The sequence below is a fragment of the Streptomyces sp. A0642 genome (assembly GCF_004795105.1).
Lineage (GTDB): Bacteria > Actinomycetota > Actinomycetes > Streptomycetales > Streptomycetaceae > Streptomyces.
Window position 1 is genome coordinate 12,868 of record NZ_SSBL01000027.1, and the last position, 23,307, is coordinate 36,174.

Annotated in this window: 13 protein-coding genes and 2 pseudogenes; 9 read left to right on the forward strand and 6 right to left on the reverse strand. The window is 70.4% G+C overall.

The genetic code is table 11. The features are described 5' to 3' along the window. Window positions 1-179: 179 nt before the first annotated feature. The 3 genes from E6R60_RS30660 (at window position 180) to E6R60_RS30670 (ending at window position 9,070) form a co-directional block, all read left to right on the forward strand. Window positions 180-2,750, forward strand: coding sequence for a S8 family serine peptidase (locus tag E6R60_RS30660; RefSeq protein WP_136329966.1), 2,571 nt, complete (start codon window positions 180-182; stop codon window positions 2,748-2,750). Beyond that, on the forward strand, window positions 2,750-5,629 hold the full coding sequence (locus E6R60_RS36875) for a VCBS repeat-containing protein (RefSeq protein WP_168713703.1): 2,880 nt from the start codon (window positions 2,750-2,752) through the stop codon (window positions 5,627-5,629). The genes E6R60_RS30660 and E6R60_RS36875 overlap by 1 nt, the downstream gene beginning before the upstream one ends. 93 nt (window positions 5,630-5,722) lie before the next feature. Next, window positions 5,723-9,070: an AAA family ATPase gene (locus E6R60_RS30670; protein ID WP_136329967.1), complete on the forward strand. Its 3,348-nt coding sequence runs from the start codon at window positions 5,723-5,725 to the stop codon at window positions 9,068-9,070. 42 nt (window positions 9,071-9,112) lie between these two features. On the opposite strand, the gene E6R60_RS30675 is transcribed toward E6R60_RS30670, so the two are convergent. From E6R60_RS30675 to E6R60_RS30685, 3 genes are read right to left on the reverse strand one after another with little or no spacing between them, the layout of a single operon-like run. Next, window positions 9,113-9,793: a GAP family protein gene (locus E6R60_RS30675; protein WP_136329968.1), complete on the reverse strand. Its 681-nt coding sequence runs from the start codon at window positions 9,791-9,793 to the stop codon at window positions 9,113-9,115. A gap of 6 nt (window positions 9,794-9,799) precedes the next feature. After that, window positions 9,800-11,152, reverse strand: a complete 1,353-nt coding sequence (locus E6R60_RS30680) for a DUF1254 domain-containing protein (RefSeq protein ID WP_240802743.1) — start codon at window positions 11,150-11,152, stop codon at window positions 9,800-9,802. A gap of 11 nt (window positions 11,153-11,163) precedes the next feature. Then, entirely contained in the window at window positions 11,164-12,480 is a 1,317-nt protein-coding gene (locus E6R60_RS30685; RefSeq protein ID WP_240802744.1) for a DUF1254 domain-containing protein, read from the reverse strand. 260 nt (window positions 12,481-12,740) lie between these two features. On the opposite strand from E6R60_RS30685, the gene E6R60_RS30690 reads away from it, so the two are divergent. Next, window positions 12,741-14,423: a SulP family inorganic anion transporter gene (locus E6R60_RS30690; RefSeq protein WP_136329969.1), complete on the forward strand. Its 1,683-nt coding sequence runs from the start codon at window positions 12,741-12,743 to the stop codon at window positions 14,421-14,423. A gap of 38 nt (window positions 14,424-14,461) precedes the next feature. Here E6R60_RS30690 and E6R60_RS30695 read toward each other — a convergent pair whose 3' ends face one another. Further along, window positions 14,462-15,808: an MFS transporter gene (locus tag E6R60_RS30695; protein WP_168713704.1), complete on the reverse strand. Its 1,347-nt coding sequence runs from the start codon at window positions 15,806-15,808 to the stop codon at window positions 14,462-14,464. Continuing rightward, window positions 15,805-17,223, reverse strand: coding sequence for an alkyl sulfatase dimerization domain-containing protein (locus E6R60_RS30700; RefSeq protein WP_136329971.1), 1,419 nt, complete (start codon window positions 17,221-17,223; stop codon window positions 15,805-15,807). The genes E6R60_RS30695 and E6R60_RS30700 overlap by 4 nt, the downstream gene beginning before the upstream one ends. Window positions 17,224-17,396: 173 nt before the next feature. Here E6R60_RS30700 and E6R60_RS30705 point away from each other — a divergent pair, with 173 nt between their 5' ends. The 5 genes and pseudogenes from E6R60_RS30705 to cas6e all read left to right on the forward strand — a co-directional run bounded on the left by E6R60_RS30705 (window position 17,397) and on the right by cas6e (window position 22,633). Further along, a complete protein-coding gene (locus E6R60_RS30705) occupies window positions 17,397-18,635 on the forward strand; it encodes a helix-turn-helix domain-containing protein (protein WP_240802745.1) in 1,239 nt (412 codons plus the stop codon). 175 nt (window positions 18,636-18,810) lie between these two features. Next, window positions 18,811-19,863 carry a LuxR family transcriptional regulator gene (locus tag E6R60_RS30710; protein ID WP_136329972.1) on the forward strand — a complete coding sequence of 351 codons (1,053 nt, stop codon included), beginning with the start codon at window positions 18,811-18,813 and terminating at the stop codon, window positions 19,861-19,863. A 663-nt stretch (window positions 19,864-20,526) separates the two neighbouring features. Further along, window positions 20,527-21,279 (forward strand): annotated as a pseudogene (locus E6R60_RS37595) (S8 family serine peptidase); the annotation flags it as partial. A gap of 44 nt (window positions 21,280-21,323) precedes the next feature. Then, entirely contained in the window at window positions 21,324-21,869 is a 546-nt protein-coding gene (gene cas5e, locus E6R60_RS37600; protein ID WP_240802746.1) for a type I-E CRISPR-associated protein Cas5/CasD, read from the forward strand. Window positions 21,870-21,880: 11 nt separating this feature from the next. After that, window positions 21,881-22,633: a type I-E CRISPR-associated protein Cas6/Cse3/CasE gene (gene cas6e / locus E6R60_RS30720; RefSeq protein ID WP_136329974.1), complete on the forward strand. Its 753-nt coding sequence runs from the start codon at window positions 21,881-21,883 to the stop codon at window positions 22,631-22,633. A gap of 355 nt (window positions 22,634-22,988) precedes the next feature. Here the strand turns inward: cas6e and E6R60_RS30725 are convergent. Next, a pseudogene (locus E6R60_RS30725) lies at window positions 22,989-23,300 on the reverse strand (transposase); the annotation flags it as partial. Window positions 23,301-23,307: the final 7 nt, after the last annotated feature.

Genomic DNA, 23,307 nt, shown 5'->3' on the forward strand with positions numbered 1-23,307 from the left:
GCGGCGTTGCCTCCCAGCAGCCCCACCCGCTCGACCGCCCCTGTCCGCCCACATGGGTACCCCTGGCCAGTAATGCTCCAGTAACGGCCTCCTCGTAGCGTCGCGAAAAAGTCCGCTCCCCGCCCCCTGTCCGAGGGCGGTGGAGGGCGGCCTCGTACCAGCCATGGAGGAGCACTCCCATGTACCTGCCCGGACCCCCGTGGCGCGGAACTGCAGCGTGGGCGGCGGCAGCCGCGGTAACCGCGGCTGTCTTCACCGGACCCGCCCCCGCCTTCGCGCAGCCGAACAGCACTGACAGATCCTCGGTCGGTATCGTCTCCGGCGCCGTCGAGGTCGACTCCGCCGTTCTGGACACTGTGGGGAAGGGCGAGGAGTCGACGTTCTTCGTCACGCTCAAGGCTCAGGCGAATCTGTCCACCGCGCGCAGGGGACGCACGCACGCGGACAAGGCGAAGTCCGCCTTCTCCGCGCTGCGCACCGAGGCCGCCCGCAGTCAGACCTCGATCCGGTCGTTCCTGGACAAGGCCAAGGTCGGCTACGAGCCGTACTGGATCGCCAACGCCGTCAAGGTGACCGGTGACGAGAAGCTCGTCGCCGAGCTCGCCACGCGCAGCGACGTGGCAAGCATCCGCCAGGAGCGCACCTACCAGCTGGACGAGCTGGAGCAGACGGCCGTCGACGGCCCCGCGTTGGACACCGCCGCCGACCCCGAGTGGGGCGTCAAGGACATCAAAGCCGATCAGGTCTGGTCCCAGTACGACGACCGTGGTGAAGGCATCGTCATCGCCAACGTCGATTCGGGTGTCCAGTTCGACCACCCTGCGCTGGTGGGCAATTACCGCGGCAATCTGGGCGACGGCACCTACAGCCATGATTACAACTGGTTCGACGCCACGGGCGAGTGCGGCACCTCCGGAAGCCCTTGCGACAACAACGGTCATGGCACGCACACCATGGGCACCATGGTCGGCGCCGACGGTGTGGGCGTCGCCCCCGGTGCGAAGTGGATCGCCGCCAAGGGCTGCGAGTCCAGCAGCTGTTCCGACTCCGCGCTGCTCGCCGCCGGCCAGTGGATCCTCGCGCCGACCGACCACAACGGGCTGAATCCGAAGCCCGAGCTGGCCCCGGACATCGTGAACAACTCCTGGGGCGGGGGTGACACGACCTTCTACCAGGACATCGTCGAGGCGTGGAACGCGGCTGGGATATTCGAGGCGTTCGCCGCAGGCAACGACGGCAACGGCACGACCTGCTCGACCGCGCACGCCCCGGGTTCCCAGGCCCCGGCGTACGGAGTCGGCGCGTACGATGTAAACGGCAAGATCGCCAACTTCTCCGGCTTCGGCCCTTCGCTGGTCGACGGCTCGGCCAAGCCGAACATCTCCGCCCCTGGCGTCAACATCCGCTCGACCTGGCCGGGCAACACGTACAAGGCCATCAACGGTACGTCGATGGCGACGCCGCACGTCGCCGGCGCCGCGGCCCTGCTGTGGTCCGCCGCGCCCTCACTCATCGGCAAGATCGACGAGACCCGGGCCCTCCTGAACGACGGCGCGATCGATGTCGACGACACCCACTGCGGTGGCTCGGCCGACATGAACAACGTATGGGGTGAGGGCAAGCTCGACATCCTCGCCTCGGTCGACCTGGCCCCGCGCAGCGCGGCCACCGTGACCGGCGCCGTCACCGACAAGGCGACCGGCAAGCCGCTGTCCGGCTTCACGGTCAAGGCCCAGGCCGGCACCGCCAGGCGTTCGGTCACGACGGCCGCCGATGGCACGTACAAGCTGAACCTGAACGCGGACACGTACACGGTCGAGGTCAGTGGTTACGGCTACGCGACCGCCACCGAGCAGGGCTTCACCGTCGCCACCGGCGAGCACGTCACGAAGAACGTGGCGCTCGGCGCGGTCCCGGCGCACGCGGTCTCCGGCACCGTTCTCGATGTCACCGGCAAGCCGCTGGCGGGCGCCACCGTGCGCATCGCCGACGCTCCGGTCTCCGCCGTGACGAGCGACTCCTCCGGCAGGTTCACCCTGCCCGAGGTCGCCGAGGGTTCGTACAGGCTCACGGCCTCACCCGCCGCCCCGATCCTGTGCAACGGCGCCTACGGCGCCGCCCTGACCGTCGACGGGAACGAAACAGTGACCGCCGCGCTCCCTGCCCGCACGGACGCCTCCGGCAACAGCTGTGCACCCGCGGCGTACTCCTGGATCGCCGGCACGACCAAGGTCGCCCTCTCCGGTGACGAGGACGTCAGGACCGTCGCCCTGCCCTTCCCGGTGAAGCTGTACGGCGTTTCCTACACGAGCGCGCACCTCACCACCAACGGTCTGGTGAACTTCCTCGAGCCGCGCCTCGGCGACTACACCAACACCGCGATTCCGGCGGCGGCCAAGCCCAACGGCATCGTGGCCCCCTTCTGGGACGACCTGGTCCTGGACAAGAAGTCGCGCGTCATGACCGCCACCACCGGTGCGGCCGGAGCGCGGAAGCTCGCCATCGTCTGGCAGGACGCGGCGTTCGCCTCCGCCACCACCACGCGGGTCACCTTCGAAGCCGTCTTCGATGAGGCCACCGGGGCGATCACCTTTCAGTACCAGGGCCTCGGCGGCGCCGCCGCCGAAGCCGGGTCGACCGCGACGGTCGGCATCGAGAACCAGTCCGGCTCGGACGCTCTGCAGTACTCGTTCAACGCGGGCGTCCTCAAGGACCAGTCCGCGATCCGCATCACGCAGGGGAGCATCTGATGAACACCACCCCCCGGCGGGCACTGAGGCTCGCCTCCGCCCTGGTTGCGGCCGGGCTCACGCTGAGCGCCGTACCCGCCGTCGCCATGGCCGATGACAGTCGGCTGCTGGTCCTGAGCGACAGCCAGGCCGAGAGCCTGGAGCAGCGCGCGCAGATCGACGCGTACGCGACCGCCGACTCGGCACCGGTCGGCACCGGGGAGACCACCGCGGCCGACTCCGGCAGCCACTCCTCGCTGGACGAGGAGACCGGCACCAGCGCGGCCGGGGTCGCGATCAACCCCAGGGCCACGCTGGAGGGCCACCGCGGTCTCGGCGTCACGACGGCCGTCGGTGGCTCGAAGAGCGACTACTTCTCGCTCCACAGCCTCGGCACGGTCCAGCGCCGCACCGAGGACGGCACCACCGTGTGGCGCCGCGACAACGCCTCGCTGTATGCGGACTGGCAGGTCACCCCGACCCGCGCGTACCAGGTCGAACCGAACCCGGCCCGCATCGTGATGGGCTTCAACGCGGTCAGCCCGTTCACCGCCGCCTCCGACCAGGGATACGCCACCGCTGATCTGACCGGCGACGGTGTGGACGACGTGGTGTTCACCGCGAGCGTCGGCATCACCCCGTACCGTCCGTTCACTTCGCCGGGCTCGACGCTGCCCAACGGCACGTTCGTGACCGTCCTGGACGGTAAAAGCGGCAAGACGCTGTGGAGCAAGCTCTACGCGGACGTCTTCAACGTCACCGTGGTCGGCAAAACGTTGATTGTCGCGGACAGCCCGTACTACAACCTCAACTCGCCCAGGACGCAGACGGCGACGCTGACCGGCATCCGGTTCTCGTACACGTCCGGCGCGCTCACCCCGACCGACACCTGGACACACGACACGGGCGCGCGCGTCAACGTCGCCTGGGGCGGCCTGGAGGACATCGGTGGTGGACTGCTGGCCGCCTCCTGGAACCAGCGCAAGACCAGCGCCACCGCCGCGTCCCGCAGTCGCACCCTGGTCCTGGACACCACGGACGGCCACCTGAAGTGGTCGACGGACAGTGCGCTCTACTCCCGCCAGCTGCATAGGGACGCCGCCCGTGGCCGGGTGGTCGCGCTGGAACAGTCGGACCTCTCCGACGGAATGCAGTACGCGCTGGCCGCGTACGACCCGGAGACCGGCGAGCGCACCACACTCGACACCCGGGCCAACGCGCTGCCGCTGGGCCTGACACTCGGCGACGTGCGGGGTGACCGCAGGCCCGAGTACCTGGTGAGCGAGTCGACACTCGACTCCGCTCTCTTCATCAACTCCAACTCCGTCCGGGCCCTGAACGGTTCGGACCCCTCCACCGTTCTCTGGTCCCACACCGTCAAGCGTGCCGAGGACAACTCCAAGGACGGCGGCGGCGCCTGGGGTATCAAGGTCGTCGACGGCAAGGTCATCGCGTCGTACCAGGTGGACGAGCACCGCGAGGATTCGGGCAACCCCGGCTCCAGCCGCGAGGCCGCGCTCACCGTACTGTCCGGCAACGACGGCGCCGTGCGATGGGAGCAGCGCGGTGTGGTCGCCTCGCAGCTCTACGCCCAGCCCGTCAGGATCTCGGGCGACTGGCGCATCCGGACGGTCGACACCGACCAGAACATCCGGACCTACAGCCTCGGCGGCACGCAGAAGGACATCCAGCCGCTCCAGGGCGACCTGTCCTCCGCGGTGGTGGTGGACGTCAACGGCGACAAGAAGAACGACTTGGTCCTTGGCGGTCAGTCCAACGGCGTCTGGGCCTACGACGGCCCCTCCCTGGTGGCCGGAAAGCCCGAACTGCTGTGGCAGTCCACGATGCCCGGCCAGATCCATCAACTGGCGAAGGCCGACACCAACGGCGACGGGCGCGACGAGATCGTGGTCGCCGCCGATAGCGCGGCCGTGGTCCTGCAGGCGCGCGACGGCAAGACGCTCTCGACCATCGACGGCAAGGGCCGGTTCATCCGCTCGGTGACCACGAGCGACCTCGACGCCGACCGCAAGGCCGAAGTCCTGGTGCCGACCGACAAGGTGCGCGCCTATACCGGCAGCGGCAAAGAGCTGTGGGAGTACGCGGCGCCGGCTGCGGCGGGCGACGTCGTCTTCTCGGACGTGACAGTGGCCGACGGCCGGGTACACACGCAGTACGCCAGCCGTGGCGCATACAACCTGGAGACGCCGGCCGTGGCCGCTCTCGCCCTGCGCGCCCGGGACGGGAAGCCGGAGTGGACGGCCGTCCCGAAGGCTCCCGAGGGAACGAACGGCAAGGTGAGCGGGGCGGTGCTTCTGAACGGCGTCTTCACGTCGCCCGAGATCCCGTTCGCCCACGGGCACGCGGTCGTGCACGCCTGGACGACCTACGACACCGCCCCCCGCACCTTCATGGAGATCCGCGACGCCCGCACCGGTGAGGTACTGCTCACCGACCTGACCGGCGGCATCTCCACGGTCGGCAACTGGTTCACCGGCCCCGAGGGACTGGTCCTGGCCGGTACCGCGAGCCTGCGGACCTACTCCGCGGACCAGAAGTACAAGATGTACACGCTGCCGACGCTGCAGTCGGCCGGGTTCGCCACCGGCCCGGACGGACGGCGGGTGCTGATCGCCGGCGTGGAGGCCGGCCTCTACGCCTACGACCCCGGCATCCTCGTCCAGAACCACAACTACCCGGCCGCGCTGGACTCGCTGACCCTGCAGGGTGCCCGGAACTTCTGCTCCGGCGACCTGGACGGTGACGGCAAGGACGAGGTCGTGTCGCTGAACTTCGACGAGTCCGGCTACGACCGGATGACGGAGCTCTCCGGAGCCCGCTACCTGCTGCAGAACAGCGGGATCCACCAGGCGACGATCACCACGCTCGACGCCTCCTGATCCCCGTCCCGAAGGACCGGTCAAGGCCCTCCGGCCGCAGGTCGGGGGGCCTTGACGGTGCCCGGGGCGAGTGGCGTTAAAGTGACTGCCCTCATGACCAGGGCATACGTGGACGACCAGGACCCCACCGGGTGTCCCCCACTGCTCCGTCTGTACCTTTTCGGCGGATTCCGAGTGGAACGCGACGGCGGCTCGCCGCTCGCCGCCAAGTGGCCCCGCCCCAGCGCCCGCGCCCTGGTCAAGCTTCTCGCCGTCTCTCCCGGCCACAGCCTCCACCGCGAGCAGGCCATGGAGATCTGCTGGCCGGACGCCGACGCCCAGGCGTCCCTCGGCAGTCTGCGGGTCGCCCTGCACGCCGCCCGCCGCGCCATCGAGCCGGAGCTGGCGCCCCGGGCCTCCTCGTCCTACCTGACCAGCGAGGGCACCCTGCTGCGGCTCGATCCGCGGACGGTGGTGATCGACGCCGATACCGCGGAGACCCTTGCCGAACGTGCGCTGGCCGGGGGGTCAACGGCCGAGCTGACCACCGCACTCGCGGCGTTCACCGGTGAGCTGCTGCCGGAGGACCGGTACGCCCCGTGGGCCGCGATCCGCCGCGAGGAACTGTCCGCGCTCCGTGATCGGGTGCGGCTCGCACTCGCGGAGGCGCATCTCGCGGAGAGCGAGACGGAGCTGGCCACCGAGGTGGCACTGCGCGCCCTGGCCGCCGCGCCCGCCGAGGAACGCGCGCACCGGGTCCTGATCGGCGCCTACCTGCGCCAGGGTCTGCGCCGGCAGGCCGTGCGCCAATACCACCTCTGCCGGGAAGCGCTGGACGCCGAACTCGGAGTACGCCCCGGGCCCGCGACCGAGCGACTGCATCTCCTCGCCCTGGACGCCGCGTCGGCCGTGGTGCCCGCCCACTCCGCTCCCGTGCTGCCCGCCGCGATCCGCACCCGGCCCGGCCCACCGCTGCGCGGCAGGGCCGAGGAGCTGGGCGCGCTGCTCGCCGCCGGCGGGCCGCCCGTGCGGCTGATCGGTGGCGAGGCAGGAGTGGGCAAGACACGGCTGACGGCAGAGGCGGCGCGGCGGGCAGCCGAGGCCGGGACGACCATCCTGTGGGGAGCGGGCCACGACGCCGAGGGTCACACACCTTACGGCGTTTTCGTCGAGGCTCTCGACGCCTGGCTCGCGGACCGACCCCCGTCCGAGCGGGCCGGAATCGGCGGAGAATATCCCGAACTCGCCTCGCTACTGCCCTCGTTGGGCCAGATCGGGGCGGCTGCGGAGCGCAGCCCCGAGGAGGAGCGCGACCGGTTGTTCCGGGCGGCGGCAGGACTGCTGGGCGATCTCGCGGTAGCCGCGCCCGTCCTGCTCGTCCTGGACGATCTGCACGCCGCCGACACAGGGTCGTACCAGTTGCTGAGCCATCTGGCCCGGCGTGCGGTGACCACACGGACGGACTGGCGTTTCGCCGTGACCTACCGTGCGGAGGAGCTGAGCGACGTGGACCCGCGGCGTACGGCACTGGACACGCTGGTGCGCCAAGGGCTCGCGCACCATGTGGAGTTGGGGCGACTGGGGCGTGCGGAGTGTCTGGCGATCGCTGAGGACGCGGGTGCGCGGACCGGGCTGGACCGGCTCTGGGAACTGTCGCTCGGCAATCCCCTGTTCGCCCTCGAGCTGGCCCGTACCCTCGACGAGGGCACCGATCCGGCCGAGCTCAGCGCCCCGGAGGGCGTACGGCAACTGGTCGCGGCGCGGCTGGCCCGGCTCGATCCAGCGGCGCGTCGCGTGGTCGAGGCGATATCGGTGGCGGGCGGAGGCACCGCGCTGTCCGAGGTGATGGATGTCGCCGGCCACGGGCTGCACCCGCCGCTCTCCGCCGCCGAGGCCGCTGATGCCGTGGACGCCGCGGTCCGGGCCTCGGTGGTGGAGGAGCGGCCGGTGGTGGTCGGCGGGCGGCCGCTTCCCGGCCTCATGTTCCGGCATCCGCTGGTGCGGCTGACCTGCTATGACGGGCTGTCCGCCGCCCGCCGCAGGCAGTTGCACTCGGCGTACGCGGAAGCGGTACTGCGTCGCAGGCCGGACGCGGTCGACACCCTTGCCTCGCACCTGTCGCGCGCCGACGATCCGCGCGCCACCCGGTACCTGCGGCAGGCCGCCGAGCGGGCCGCCGCGGTCTGCGCCAATGACACGGCCGACCGCTACTACGTCGAACTGACCGCCCGCCTGGACGCGTTGGCCGCCGACGCCGCGCAGGCCCGGATCGAGCGGGGCGCCGTACTGCGCCGTATGGCCCGCTACCGGGAAGCGGCCGAGGTGCTGCGCGAGGCACTGGATGACATGGTCCGGCGAGGTGACCGGAACGGGCAGGTACTGGCCGCCGCGAGGCTGGCCGAAGTCCTCGTGAAGCACCGCTCGACCGACGAGGCCGAGGAGCTCATGCGTACCTACCCGCCCCAGCCGCAGACACCGCCGCTGACCGCGGCAACCCACCACCTGGCGGCGGGGGTGCTCCAGTTCGTCGCCGGACGGTACGAAGAGGCGCATGCCTCGGCCTGCACCGCGCAGCAGGCCGCCGACGCCATTCCCGGCAGCGGACGGCGCGGGCTGCTGGCCCGCGCCCTGGGGCTCCAGGCCACGTCTCTGGGACTGGCGGGACGGCTGGCCGAGGCACGGCCGGCGGCCGACCTGGCGCTGCCTCACGCGGAGGCGTACGGCGACCGTGAACTCCTCGTCACGGTCCTGTCGGTGCAACGGGAGCACGCCCGGCGCTCGGGCCACCTCGACGAGGCCGTCACAACCGGGCAGCGGGCGCTGCGCCTGGCCGAGCACACGGGAGACCCGACGGCGATCGCCTTCGAGCGCGCCAACCTGGCGGAATTGCACCTTCTGCTGAGGGAGTTCACCGAGGCGGACCGATCCGCCAGGGCCGCGGTGCGTGAGACGGGCGGGCGTGACGAGTGGTGCACCCCCTACGCCCTGGTCGCTCTCGCCCGGGTCCTCATCAGGACCGGCGAGCCGGGTGCCGAGGAGCTGCTGGCCCGTGCGAAGGAGGTCGCAGGCGCCCAGGGCGACCAGCAAGCCGTGCACGAGGTTCGGACCGCGCAGGCCGAGCTGCTCATACGAGGAGGGCGCCCGGCCGAGGCGCTCACGCTGCTGGGTCACGGCAGCGGACCCGGCGCCGCGCATCTGGCTGCCTGGGCCGAACTGTTGTCGGGGCAACCCGAGCGGGCCGCCGGACAGGCGGCCGAGGAGACCGCACGCGCCGAGCGGGCGGGCGAACGCCTCTCCGAATCGGAAGCACGTACGGTGCACGCCGCCGCGCTCATGGCCCTGGGCCGGCGACGGGAGGCCATGGAAGAGTTCGACAGGGCCGAGGCCCTCGCCGCGGAACTCCACTATCCGGCAGGCGCGTTCAGGGCGGCACAGGCCCGCAGCCTGGACTTCGGCTCATAGCCGCTCTCTCCGGCACCGACACGTTCGTATTCCCGGCGGAGTTCAGCCCGCCAGCCCACTGATCGAGTCCCCGAGGTACTTGGCCCCGAGGATGATCAGGACCGTGGTCATGATGGCCGCGTTGTGGGCGGCCATCCACGCCTTCCATTCGCCGAGCACCTTCGCCGACTTCGCACCCCCCAGGAGATAGACGCCGAGCGGCAGCACAGTGCACAGGGACGCGATCAGCACCATGAGGACGGCTGCTACCGCCTTGCCGCCGACCGAGGCCGTGCTGGAGGCGATGGAGACCGCGCCGCCGACGGCGAGGACCAGGTTCTTGGGGTTGGCGACGGCAAGGGCGGCCGCCAGGCCGGCCGCCTTGCCCGGGGTGAAGCTGTCGATCGCCTTCATCCAGCCCGGGGACTCGGACGCATGTCCCTCCCTCGGCCTGCCCTTCCACTGCTTGACCCCCATGAGCAGGAACAACACGCCGAGCCCCAGCTTCAGCCAGAGGGTCCAGGAAGCCGGCCCGCCGTCGCCCCCCGAGGCATCCCCGCCGGAGCCGGCGAGCACGACCGCCGTGACGACCACAGCGAGCGAGACCACCCAGCCCCCTGTGAAGGCGATGCCGTTGTGCCGGCCCTTGGGCGTGGCCAGCATGAGAATCACCGCGATCAGCGGCAGGGGACTGATGGCGATGCCGACGGCGGAGGCGAGCATCTGTCCGATGGCGTCGCCCATGACGCGTCACCCCCTCGCTACGATGCGCGGCAACTGGTAGGTCCCGTCAAGGACGGACTGCCCCGGCGTGTACAGGCGGATCATGGGCCGGAAGTCGCCTTCCGGGGCGGGCAGCCAGTTCGCCGCGCCGTCAAGGTCGTCCGGCCGCTCCCGCTGGATGACGACGGTCAGCGAACCGTCCTCGGCGTACACCAGGCCAGGGGTGCGGTCGCCGAGCGAGTACCGGCCGGCCGGGTTGTCGACCAGGTAGTAGTCGGGGGTGCTGTACATGGTCACCGACCAGAACGACTCGACAGGCGGTGGCTGCTCGAAGCGCAGGGAGTAGGACCGGGATCCGTTGAGCTGCTTGCCGTCGGCGTCGGTGAAGGTGTGCGCGTACACCGCCTCGTAGCCGTGGTTGCCCCAGAGCGCGGCGCGTGCCGCGGCTGCCCGCACCAGGTAGGACGCCCTCCGGTCGGCGATCCGCCACTGCGGGGAGTTGATCGTCCCGATGCCGAAGTGGTCGAGGTTGTAGTCGAACAAGTGGGGGTTCATCTCCCAGGCGCCCGGGGGGTGTTCATCGTCGGCGGGCGGCTTCGACGCGGCCTCGACGCGCGCCTTCCCTGACACCGCCCCCTCGGTGAGTGCCTTGACGAGAGTGGGGTCGGCGTTCACGTACGGCGACGGACCCTCTTCGAGGAGGCCCAGTGGCTGGAAGCGCTCCTGGTGCTCCTGGTCGGGGCCGGCCGGTGGGTAGGCCGCCATCCAGACCCGGAGTTGCTCGAAGAAGCGCAGTTTCTCGGACACGTCGGGCTCCGGCTTCGGCAGACCTGTGCCATGAGTTTCCTGGTTCAGCGGAGTGAGGGTGAGCTGTTGTTGCAAGGCCCGCACCCGGGGCATGTCCTGGGGGCCGTCACAGGCATTGCGGCCGACGATCGAGATGACCGCGGTCGGGGCATCGATCACCCCGCGCACCCCGTCAGGTGCGGCGCCCGCCCAGCCGGGCGGGACGACGAGCCAGTCACCCGCTTCCGTCCCGGTGGCGCGCTGTCCCAGGTACGCGAAGTTGTTGCTCCACACGTCCACGAACTGCAGGACGTAGTACACGCCGGCGGTGTCCGGGACGTGAAGCACGACCGGGCCGCCGGAGAGGTCGACCTGGGCGATCGAGTAGACGGTGTCGTTGTTCACCGAGACGAAGTGGGCGTCCGGGGTCGCCAATTTGGTGGAGTGCCCGAACCGGTTGAAGGGGGTGGGCGGCAGCGAGCCGAAGCCCTTGTGCATGAACGCGGAGATCATCGACACGTCGAAGACGAGTGGGTAGCCGTAGACGTACGCGTCTGCGGCCAGGTCGGCGAGGTTGTCGGTCCGGCTGGTCACGGCAGGCTCCTTCAGCGGTCGGCGCTCAGGGCGGGCAGCGTCCAGGAGCCGTCGAGGACCGAAGCCTCGGGGCCGTAGACGCGAATGGCGATGGTGAAGGGGCCGTTGGGGGCAGGCAGCCAGTTGGCCGCTCGCTTCGGGTCCTTCGGCCGGTCCTTGGCGATGTAGAGGGTCAGGCCGCCGTCGTCGTCGTGAACCAGACCGGGGGTGCGGTCGCCGATCGAGTACCGGCCGATGGGGTTGTCGACCAGCAGCCGCTCGGGCAGCCGGTAGATGGTCGCCGACCAGAAGTACCGCGCCGGCGGCAGCGCCCCGTGAGCGAAGTGGATGACGTGGTCGTGCGTCGCGGCGTTCGGTGGCCGGTTGCCCAGGTCGTCCTGGACCCAGCCCGCGTACCACGCCTCGGCGGCCGGCAGACCGTACAGGCCCTTGTCGACGCCGACCGCCCGGGTCAGATAGTCGGTGCCGTGCTCGGCACGGGTACCGAACCAGTGGGTGGAGTCGACCGCGTCCTTCTTCGCCTCGTCGAGCCGGGCGCGGGCGTCCGCGATGCCCTGCTCGACCGCGGACCGAATCTCGGGGGCCAGCCCGGCGGGCTCGAACTCGCCGCTGCCCGTGACCCCGAGCGACGCGGCGAGCCGGTCCCGCAGGGAGCGTTCGGTGTCGAGTACCGGAAAGAACTGGAGCAGGAAGTCCAGCAGGGTGAAGAACTCGACGGTCCCGAGGTCCTCCTCCCGCCAGACGGGCCACACCGGCTCGTCGACCGGGTGCGGCGCGGCCGAGCCGGTGAACTCCGACAACGGGCGCAGCCGGTACCCCGCCTGGATCTCCCGCAGGGCCGCTACGTCATCGGGTCCGGCCAGGTACGTGCGGCCCAGAATCCCGACGAGGAAGGTGTCGGCCCGCAGCACACCCGCGATGCCCTGTGGGACCTCACCGTCCCAGCCGGGCCCGGCGATCAGATGGTCGCCCGCCTCCGGGCCGGTCGTACGGGCACCGATGTATCCGACGTACGAGGTGTCCAGATCGTGCACCGGCAGCACGTAGTACCGGTCCACGGCAGGCACCGACACCACCCACGGCTCGGCCCGCAGGTCGAGCCACGCCCACGAGTACGGGGTGTCGTTGTTCGGCGTCACCACGTCCGTATTGGCCGGAGTGAACGGCTCCGAGTAGTGCCTGAACCGCCCGAACCCTCCCACGTACCGGGGGTCCTCCGGGTCGATCGCCTGAGGGTACATCGTTCGGTAGTTCTCCAGGAGCGCGAATCCCCAGGTCCAGCCCTCTGCCGCGGCCTTCCGCGCCTCGTCGGCACTCACCTCAGGCACGTCACCCCTCCTCACCTATTGCTCGCATACCAGCCCAAAATTTTCACGTAACGGATCAATGCGCATCCGCAGCCCGTCGGGCCAGCAGCTGCCGTGCACCGCCTCAGGTGGGTGCTGCCGCACGTAACCGGATCGACGGTTCACCTGTTCGGGTTACTGCATGCGCGCCCGGCCGGACGAGAAGGCGTAATGAACTGGACGCCGGGTCGGAGGGAGCCAGCCATGGGGCACGCGACGAACACAGCTGCGGAGGTAACCACATGAGCACCAGGCAGCGTCGCCGAGACCTGCGGGTGCCCAGCTGGATGAGGAACTACCGCAAGGGGCTGCTGCGCGGCGACATGCTCGGGGCACTGACGGCGTGGGCCCTGATCGTCCCCGAGAGTGTCGCGTACGCGCAGATCGCCGGCGTGCCTCCGCAGAACGCGTTCTACGCCGCGCCGGTGGCTCTGCTGGTGTATGCGCTGTTCGGGCGCTCCAACTTCCTCATCATCGGCGCGACATCGGCGGCGGCTGTCCTGTCCGCCGCCGCGGTGTCCGAGATCAGCGGCGACCCCAAGGACGCCGTCGGGCTGTCGGCCGCTCTCGCGGTCATCGTCGGCGTGGTCCTGCTCGTCGCCGGCGTCGCCCGTCTCGGGTTCCTCACCAACTTCCTCGCCGAGCCCGCCCTGGTCGGCTTTCTGTTCGGGATGGCGCTGACGATCGTCGTCCGCCAGGGCGCCAAACTCGTCGGCGTCTCCAGCGGGGACGGCAACTTCTTCGAGCGGCTGTGGACCCTCCTGAGCAGGGCGCCGGACTGGTCGCTCGCCACACTCGGCGTCGGAGCGGCCTCACTGGCACTGCTGTTCCTGCTCGAACGGTTCGTGCCCCGCCTCCCCGCCGCGCTGATGGTGCTCGTCCTGGGACTCCTCCTGTCCGCGGCGCTGGGCCTGAAGGACCACGGCGTGGACGTCGTCGGAAAGATCCCCTCGGCCGTCCCGGTTCCGCATCTGCCGGGCATCCCGGCCGAGGACTGGATCGCCCTGGCCACGGGTGCGCTCGGCGTCGCCCTGGTGGTCTTCGCCGAAGCGTTCAGCATCGCCAACCGCTTCGCCCGCGAGCACGGCCAGGAGGTCGACGCCGACCGGGAGATGACCGCGGTCGGCCTCAGTAACATCGCCGTCGGCCTGGTCCGGGGCTTCGTCGTCTCGGGCAGCGCGTCGCGCAGCGCCGCCGCGACCGGTGCGGGCGGCCGTACCCCGCTGGTGTCCCTGATCGCCGCCGCCCTGATCCTGCTGACCGGGGCCTTCCTCACACCGCTCTTCACCGACCTGCCCGAGCCGGTCCTCGGTGCCATCGTGATCGTGGCCGTACGCGGCTTCATGAGGGTGGGCGAACTGCGGCGCTACGCGGCCTGCGACCGGCGCAGTCTGTGGGTGGCGCTCACCGCTCTGATCGGGGTGCTGCTCTTCGACCTGCTGCCCGGGCTGCTCCTCGCCGTGGCGCTGTCCCTCGTCCTGTTCATCGCCGCGGCCAGCCGCCGCGATGTCGCGGTCCTCGGGCGCTTGCCCGGAACCCGGCTGTACGCCGACACCGCACATCACCCGGACGCCGCCACGACCCCCGGCGTACTCGCCGTGCGGCCCGACGGAAGCCTGTTCTTCGGCAACGTCAACCGCGTCCGCCTCGCCGTCCGCGACCAGGTCGCGCGCTCCACTCCTCCCCCGCGAGCCGTCGTCCTGGACCTGACCGGCAGCTACCGCCTCGGGATCCCCGTCCTCGACGCACTCGACGAGCTGCGAGAGGAACTGGCCAGGAAGGACATCGCCCTGCACCTGGCTCATGTCCGGGCACGCGCCGAACAAGACCTGGCCCGGCACGCCCTGGCGGACCGCCTCGGCCCGCGGGGCCGCCACCCCACCGTGGACGACGCCGCCTCGGCGGCGACCGTCGGACCGGTGTGAGGCAGGAACCCGCGCTGCCGGGCGTGGCAGGGCGCCACTCAGTGACTGACGACAACGCCGGTGGAGGCGAGTTCCGGGACACCGAGGCGCCCGGCGTCCCTTTCCGGGCGCATGAACAGGGCAGCCAGGATGCCGGTGATCAACAGCAGGGCGGCGGTGACGAGCCAGCCGTTCTCGTAGCCTGCCGGCGCTGTCGCCGCACTGTCCACGATCCGGCCGAGTACCAGGGGCGACACCACGCCCCCCAGGCTGAACACCGCCACGAGGGCGCCGAGTACGACTCCGCGCTGGGAGGGCGGCGTGATCCGGGCAATCGCCGTCTGCGCAACAGTGATCATGACCAGGGCGACCGCCATGGGGCCGAACATCATCGGGACCTTGATCCATAGCGCGTCGACGGTGGCGAACACGGTCACCGCGCCCGCCGAGGCCACCAGCAGCAGAGCGGCACCGGCGCCGGCCGGCAGCCTTCCTCCGGTGCCGCGCCGGGCGGCCCGGCGGGCCAGCAGCCCGTGCGCCAGCAGGACCACACCGTTGGCCACAGCTCCCCCGCCGACCGCGGCACCGGCCTGCCCGAGGTCCCAGCCCACCACCGTCTGGAGATAGTCCGGCAGCCACGTCAGCTTGGCGCTCATCACCCAGTAGGCCGCGAACGCACCCAGGGCCGCGGTGATGAACGTGCCGGAGAGGAAGACCGCCCGCAGCGGTACTTCCGCGGCCTCGGATTCCGCGTCGGCCGCACGTGCCGCACGGCCTACGGGCGGGGCCAGCGGCCCTTCCTTGCCCTTGGCGGCCCAGACCGCCGCCCACGACAGTCCCGCGATGCCCGCCGCCCCGAAGGCCCAGCGCCAGCCGAAGTGGGAGATCACCGCCCCGAGGGTGGGTGCTGCCACCGCGACGCCGGCCGCCGCGCCCACCATGAGGATGGCCGTGGGCAGGGTGCGCTCCCGCTGCTCGAACCAGCCGTGCGCATGGTGGACCGCCACCGGCGCCGCGGGCCCCTCGGCGATGCCGAGCAGCACCCTCGTGACGATCAGTGTCCCGAAACCCGCAGCACCCCAGAGCATCGGCAGCTGGGTGACCGACCAGAGCAGGCCCATCATGAGGAGCAGCACCGATGTGCGCACCTTGCGGGTCAGGAACGAAACGCCCAGCGCGGACAGCGAGAAGAGGCTGAAGAAGGCGGCCTGGGCCACGCCGAACTCCTGGCGGCTGAGTCCGAACTCCTTCATGATCTCCGGTCCGGCGAGCCCCAGGACGGCCTTGTCTGCGAAGTTCACCACCATGAACGCCAGCAGGAGCCAGGTGGTCGCCCATGCCTGCCGACCGCCGGGTGCCGGATCTGCCGGGACCGTACGCCGCGCCGCGACGGTGACTGCTTTCACGGTCGCACCTCTTGCTCGGCACCGGCGTCCGCGGGGGCGCCGCATCCGCAGCTGTCGTCGTCGACGACGCCCACGCTGATGGCTCCTGCGGCCCGTCGCCGCCCCTCGTCACTGCGCGTCAGTTCGGTGGCGACGTCCGTGCCCGCCGCCACGGCGGCGGATTCGGCCGCCGCCCAGTTGAAGACGCCGCGCGCCATCGTCGAGGTCTCGCGCTCGGCCCGGCGCGCGAAGACCTCGGCCCGGATCCGGGCGACTTCGCGGTCGGCCGGTGCGGCCAGCGCGGCGGTCTCGGCCAGGTGCGCCGCCAGCCGCAGCTCCCCGCGGCCGAGCAACTGCTCCGCCCGGTCCGCCAGCGCCTGCGCACCACCCGCCGCGTCGGCGAGTTCGGCGGCCAGCGCGGATTCGGGGGCGGGCTTGAGGTTCGCCGGGTTCTGGTCGTACCAGCCGCCCCACAGGCGCCACAGGTTCCGGACGACGAACTCCGGCTCGTCGTAGGCCGGGTGAAGATACGGCTTGTCCAAAAGGCCCGGCGGAACCTTCACACCGTGCAGCACCTCGTCAAGACGCGCGCCGGCGTTCATCAGGTCCCTCGTCTGGTCGCACAGGGACTCCAGGAGCTCCGCCGTGTCACCGAGTGCCTGACTGATACGACCGTTGCCCAGGATCGGCACACCGTGCCCGGGGAGCAGCACCTCCGCTCCGAGGTCCTGCATGTCGCGCAGTGCCTTCGCCCATTCCACCGGGTAGCGCTGCACCTTCTGCGGGTTGCCGGCGTTCGGCGAGTTCCAGATGAACAGGTCGCCCGTGCACAGGGTCCGCAGCTCTGGGATCCACACATAAGTGTGGTCGTCCGTCTCACCGCGGGCGTGCACCAGCTCGAAGGTCAGGTCCCCCCTGCGCACGGTCAGCCGATCGCGGTAGGTCGTGTCCGGGTAGCGGTACTCCTCCGGCCACACCAGGGAGGGCACGCCGAACTGCCTCCGGTTGATCCACGTGTTGTAACCGGCCGTCTCCCGGTAGCGGTCGAAACGCGCAGCCACCGCCTCGTGCGCGACGACCTCGGGGCGCCCCGAGCCGGCCTCGGCTGCCTCCCTGTCGAAGGGCCCCACGCCGAAGACGTGATCCACATGGCCATGCGTGTACACGACCGTGCTCACCGGCGCCGACGAGTGGCCGCGGACCGACTCGTGGAGCTGGGACGCGGTACGGAAGTCGCCCGAGTCGATCAGCACCAGGCCGTCCCCGGTGTCGAACACCGCCACGTTCGCGAAGGCGGGGAAGAACCCGGTCCGCTCACCGACGTGCACGAGACCGCCGTCGGCAAAGGCCCCCGTGAAGTGTGCCAGCAGTGACTCCTCGCCGGCCCAGACCTGGTCCGCGTACGCCATGTAACCGCTGGAATTGTGTTCCGTCATAGTGTCCGACTCCTCCTACGTCACGCTGGAGGCCACCCTTCCTGCCCCCTGCGGTGGCCCGCTGATCTCCGTAGAGTCTGCGTCGCGGCCTGCCGGGGGGACATCCGCCGCTTTCACAAGAAAACGCCGCTTAGACTGTGACAGATCACAGCCGAGCACGGAGGATCGCCCCGGTGCCGAACGTTCCACCATCCGAAGCCCACGGCGCGTATCCGGCGCTGTCGCCCGCCGCGCAGGCACTCGCCGCCCGGTGCGAGAGCCGCGTCAACGAGCTCGCCCGCCGCATGGCCCGCGAGACCTTCGAACAGTTGCCCGGGTACAACGAGCTCCCCGCCGATGTGAAGGACGTGGAGATCGCCGCCACAGTCCGCAACGGACTGCGCCTCTTCCTGCGCCGCGTACGCGACACCCAGGGCCGCGCCGGGGACTACAGCCTCTTCCGCGAACGCGCCGCCCAGCGCGCCGACGAAGGCATGCCCCTGCACACGCTTCTGCGCAGTCACTCCACGGGCGTCTACGTCCTGTGGCAAACGCTCAGGGACGAAGCCGCCATCGGAGAGGAAGGCGCGCTCATCGAGCTCGTCGACTTCCTCCTGCGCGGCCACGAAGCCATCATCGGCGCCGTGGCCGAGACCTACCTCGATGAACAGGCCGCGCTCTTCACCGAACGACGTGAGCACCACCGCTCACTCGTACGCGGGCTGCTGGACGGTTCCCTGCCCCCGGCGCGGGCCTTCGAGGAACTGGGCCTCGACGGGCCCTCTCTCGTCGTTCACCTGCATGTACCTCGCGGTCTGGACCCGGCGGCCTCGGCCGTCGCGGACCGCCGCCAGGTCCGCCGCATGCAGACCGTGCTCGACCGCGCACTCGGCACCGAGGCGGCGTCGCTGCTCAGCGTCGACGGAGGTCACGTCATCGCTCCGCAGCAGGCCGACGACACGGACGGCACCCGTGCCTGCGAGGAGCTGTCAACCCGGCTCCGGCAGGTCTGCGGCCTCGATGTGCGATGTGCCGCCGTCACCGCTGCGAGTCCCCAGGACGTCCCGGTTGCTGCCAGGACCGCCACCGACATCGTCCGGGTCGCCCGCGCCTGCGGACGACCCGCCGGCCCGCACCGTATGGACGACATCCTGCTGGAGTACCACCTCTCGCGCCGCGACGAGAGCAGCGACCGCATCGCCGCCCTTCTCGACCCTGTCGGAGACCGGCCCGAACTCATCGAGACCCTGCGCGTCCACCTCGAACATCGCCACGACCGGCGCAGCACCGCCCGCCGCCTCGGGCTGCACCCCAACACCGTGGACAACCGACTGGCCAGAATCACCGAACTCACCGGCCTCGATATCTCCTCTCCGCACGGAAACGCTCTGGCACTGGCCGCACTGCTGCTGCGCGGCAACGTGCCGGCGTGACAGCAGTCGCACCACCAGCTCGGCCGCCGTCGGCGTAGATCACCTCGCTCGGGTGGAAAGCGCGCGGCGAGTTACGGCGCCGTTACTCCGTGGCGGCCGTGGCAGAGGCGAGGTTGAGGAGGCGTCCTTGTCGCGTGAGGCTTGGGGCTCACCCTGACGAGAGACAGGAGGCACCATGCTGGAAGCCCTCGGACTCACCGACGACGAGGCGGAACTGTATGTCGCCCTGGTGCGCTCCGGCCCCTCCCCGACCGATGAGTTCGACCGTCTTCCGGGGCTGCCCGACCTCCCCGGGGCGGTGGTGAGCGGGGCACTGGAGGGACTGGTCGCGAAAGGGCTGCTCACCCGGACTGCCGGAGAACCCGCCCAGCTCATCCCGTCCCCGCCGGACGTCGCCGGGGAGGTTCTGCTGCTGCGCCGCATGCAGGAACTCCACCTGGCCCGGGCTGCCATGGGGCGGCTGTCCGCCGAGTACCACAGGAGCCCGAAGGACGGGCTGGGGCGCGCGTCGGTCGAGTTCACGGACGGGGCGGCCGTCGCCCAACGCGCCGACCAGATGCAGCGCGGGGCCCGCGAAGAGGTCCTCATCTTCGACATGCCGCCCTACGTGTCCTCCGCCGAGGACGGCACCGCGCTGGGCAACGACTGTGAGATGGACCGACTGGCCGCGGGAGTCCGCTACCGGACCGTCTATGACCAGTTGTCCATCGAACAGCCCGGAGGTCTCAACCGGATCAGGCGTTACATCGATGCCGGCGAGGGCGCCCGCGCGAGGCCGCGGCTGCCGCTGAAGATGCTCATCGTGGATCGCAGGCTCGGCATAGTGCCCGCCCTCCCCATGAACACGGAACACACCGAGGGGTCCGCGCTCATCCACCCCAGCCCGCTCCTGGACGGACTCATCGGCCTCTTCGAGCAGACCTGGAACAGCGCGCTGCCCCTCGATCTCGTGCGCGACGGCGATCGGGCCGGGCACGAGCTCGACGAGACCGAGGCCCGGGTGCTCACGCTGCTGCTCAGCGGTCTCACCGACGAGGTGATAGCCCGCCAGATGGGTGTGGGGCGACGGACCGTACTGCGCCGGGCGCGCCATCTCATGGACCGGGCGGGCGTCGTCACGCGGATGCAGCTGGGATGGTACGCCGCGCAGCACGGCTGGATCGCACCGAGCGACGGGGCCGCCGGCGTAGGGCGTAAAACGTCTGGTCAGAGTGTCGGCGGCGCATAGGTGCCGTTGTCGCCAAAGCGCACCCGATACGTCTTCTTCCTCCTTCTTCCACGCCGGTAGCGTCCGGCACACGCACCGAATCCGGCATCGCGTGTGCCGTCCTCGACCTGTGTCCTGGGCGGTTTCACGCTCCCCCCGAACGAGGAGGAGCACGTGCAGCACCCCAACCGCGGGAGAACCACACGAAGGCTGATGGCGACGGCATTGGTCATCGCCGTCAGCGCCTCGCTTCCCGCCTTCGCCACCGCACAGGCCGAGCCGAGGACCACCGGGCTGACCCAGCCGGCCGCCAAGGGCGATACGGAGGCCACGGTCACGCTCGTCACCGGTGACACCGTGACCGTGGCCACTGCCCCGGACGGCAAACAGTCCGTCACCGCCACCGCGGCCGAGGGCACGTCCAAGACCTTCCAGACCTTCTCGGGGCCCGACGAGGACCTCTACGTGTACCCGTCCGACGCGATGGACGGCATAGCCTCCGGTGCCCTGGACACCAAGCTGTTCAACGTCACCCAGCTGATCAAGGACGGGTACGCGGACGCCAAGGCGACCGAGCTGCCGGTCATCCTGGCCTACGGTGACAAGCCGGGCGCGGCGGCTCTGAAGCAGCGGACGGACGCCTTGCCCGCGAGTGACGCGGGCGCGGTCCTGGACCGCCTCGACATGGCGGGCTCCGAGGTCGAGAAGTCAGGTGCCGGCGCCTTCTGGAAGCAGGTGAAGCCGGTCAGCAAGCCACCCAAGGAGGGCAGGAGCGTCACAGCGCCGGGCGCCGCCGGGGTCACCAAGCTCTGGTACGACGGAAAGGCGAAGGTCTCCCTCGACACGAGCGTGCCTCAGATCGGCGCCCCCGAGGCGTGGGCCAAGGGGTACGACGGCAAGGGCGCCAAGGTCGCCGTACTGGACACCGGGATCGACCTGACCAACGCGGACGTCAAGGACAACATCGCGGTCACCAAGGGCTTCGTGCCCGGGCTGACCGCGTCCGACGGCCAGGGGCACGGCACGCACGTCGCCTCCACCATCGTGGGCAGCGGGGCCAACTCGGGCGGGAAGTACAAAGGCGTCGCCCCCGGTGCCGACCTGCTCGTCGGCAAGGTGCTCGACAACGCGGGCAGCGGCCAGTTCTCCTGGATCCTGGAGGGCATGGAGTGGGCCGCCACCCAGGGCGCCGACGTGGTCAACATGAGTCTCGGTGGCCCTGCGGCGTCACCCGACGACGTGATGACCGAGGCCGTCGACCGGCTCAGCGCCTCCACCGGCACCCTCTTCGTCGTCTCCGCCGGCAACTCCGGCCCTGGTGCGACCACCATCGGCAGTCCGGGCACCGCCGACTCGGCGCTGACCGTCGGCGCGGTCGACAACCCCCGAGACTGCAGTGCCTCGGAAACCACGGGCCTCACCCTCGCCGACCTCGCCCCCTCCGCCTCGCAGTACGCGCGGACCAGCCCGGCGAACTCCTCGTGGACTACCACACCGTCAGCGGCGCCTCCCACGCCCCCAACGACCCCGTCCAACAACGCCTGCCCAAAGCCGACAACGGCCGACTACAGGTCAAGGAATCCACCAAGATCACCCGACGCCACTACCTGAGCGACGCCGTCTTCACCGCCTACCTCGAAGGCGACGCAGAGACACTCGCCACAGCGGCACACGCCCTCCAGCGGCCCCGGTTCCCTCCCTTCCTCGGCCGCCGCTCCTGCCCGCCCAGCAAACCCCTGTTCATGGGACTCCAACACCAGACCTCCCTCGACGACGCACTGCGCGCCACGCCTTGGCAGGCCGGCGATCGGACGATCGCCCGCCACCACACCCGGGGGCAGTTCAGCATCAGCCTGGACACCGTCATCGAAGATCCGGCAGGAACCGATGTCCTGCCCGACCAGCCGCCCCCGCCGACCACTCCCTTCCGTCGCCGGTACACCGAACGCCCCATCAGACACGGGCACATCACCCTGCCCCTGTCGACCCAGAACGCCGCCCACGACCACTTCGACCTGCTCGGCTGACAGGACCCGCCATGTACCTCACCCGCGCCTACATCAACCCCCGCCGTCAAGGCGCCATCAGACTCATCGGCAACCCACGAGCCCTCCACGCCCTCATCATGGGCTGCTTCCCCGACCAAACCCCCACCTCACCGGGCCAAACACCACCGCGAATCCTCTGGCGCCTCGACAGCGACGACACCCGACGCCCCACCCTGTGGACCGTCTCGCCCACCCGTCCCGACTTCACCCAGCTCATCGAAGACGCCGGGTGGCCCGCCGCCGAAACGCCCCAATGGGAAACGAAGCCCTACACCCCGCTCCTCAACCACATCCAGAAAGGCCAGCGCTACGCCTTCCGCCTCACGGCCTTCCCCACACGCCGCACCGCCTCCCCTGGACCCAACCAACGCGGCCGCCGCCTTCCCCACACCACCACACACAACCAACTGCGCTGGCTCACAGAACGCGCCGAACGAAACGGCTTCACCATCCCCCCTGCCGGCAACCCCGACGACCTCGGACCCGACGGCGAAATTCCCCTGCAACTCCAGCTACGACACCGCGGCAAGAACACCTTCAACAAACCCGACCACCAGGACAAACGCATCCGCGTCGCCCTCACCACAGCCACCTACGAAGGAGCCCTCCACGTCACCAACCCCGACGCCCTCCGCACCCTCCTCACCACCGGCATCGGCCAAGGCCGCGCCTATGGCTGCGGCCTCCTCACCCTCGCCCGCCTCCCAGAACCCACGCAAAGAAACGGCAAAGCCATCCGATAAGCGCAGGCCGCAAAGGGTCCCCTCCGCGTTCGCGGAGATGCTCCGTGACTCGTTCGACGACGTGATGAAGATGCTGTGTCCCCTCCGCGTACGCGGAGGTGTTCCGAAGCTGTTGAGGACGTGGACCGGCTCACCATCGTTTGCTCCGCGGACATGGAGATGTGCACCTCGGTACGCCTCCCGCCGACGAGGGCTGTGCGCTCCGGGTACGCGGAAATGTTCCGTAACGATGTCCCCTCCGCAACAGCAAGCTTCGACCCATAGCGGCTATCCGGCGAGCGCAAGGACGAGCGGGAGCACTTGGTCAGCGCCAGCTTGGCGCAAGAGGCGTGTGCCCCCCCCGAGGGTCCAGCCGGATCTTCTTGACGACCTTGGGGAACTTCGCGCCGTACTGTTTGGCGAACGCGGCGACGGCCTTGGCCGCGTGCTCGCGGTCCTCCGCGTTGCAGATGTCCTGGATGGCCTTCTTCGCCGCGGGCTGGGCCGACTTCGGGAGGCTGTCGAGGCAGTTGACCGTTTTGTGAACCCAGCACCTCCTTTGGTGGCGGGTTTCGGGGAAGACCTCGATCAGTGCGTTCCAGAAGCCGAGGGCGCCGTCGCCGACGGCGAGGACAGGAGCGCGCATGCCGCGCCGCTGGCAGTCCCGCTACAGACCCGCCCCGGACTCGACTCCG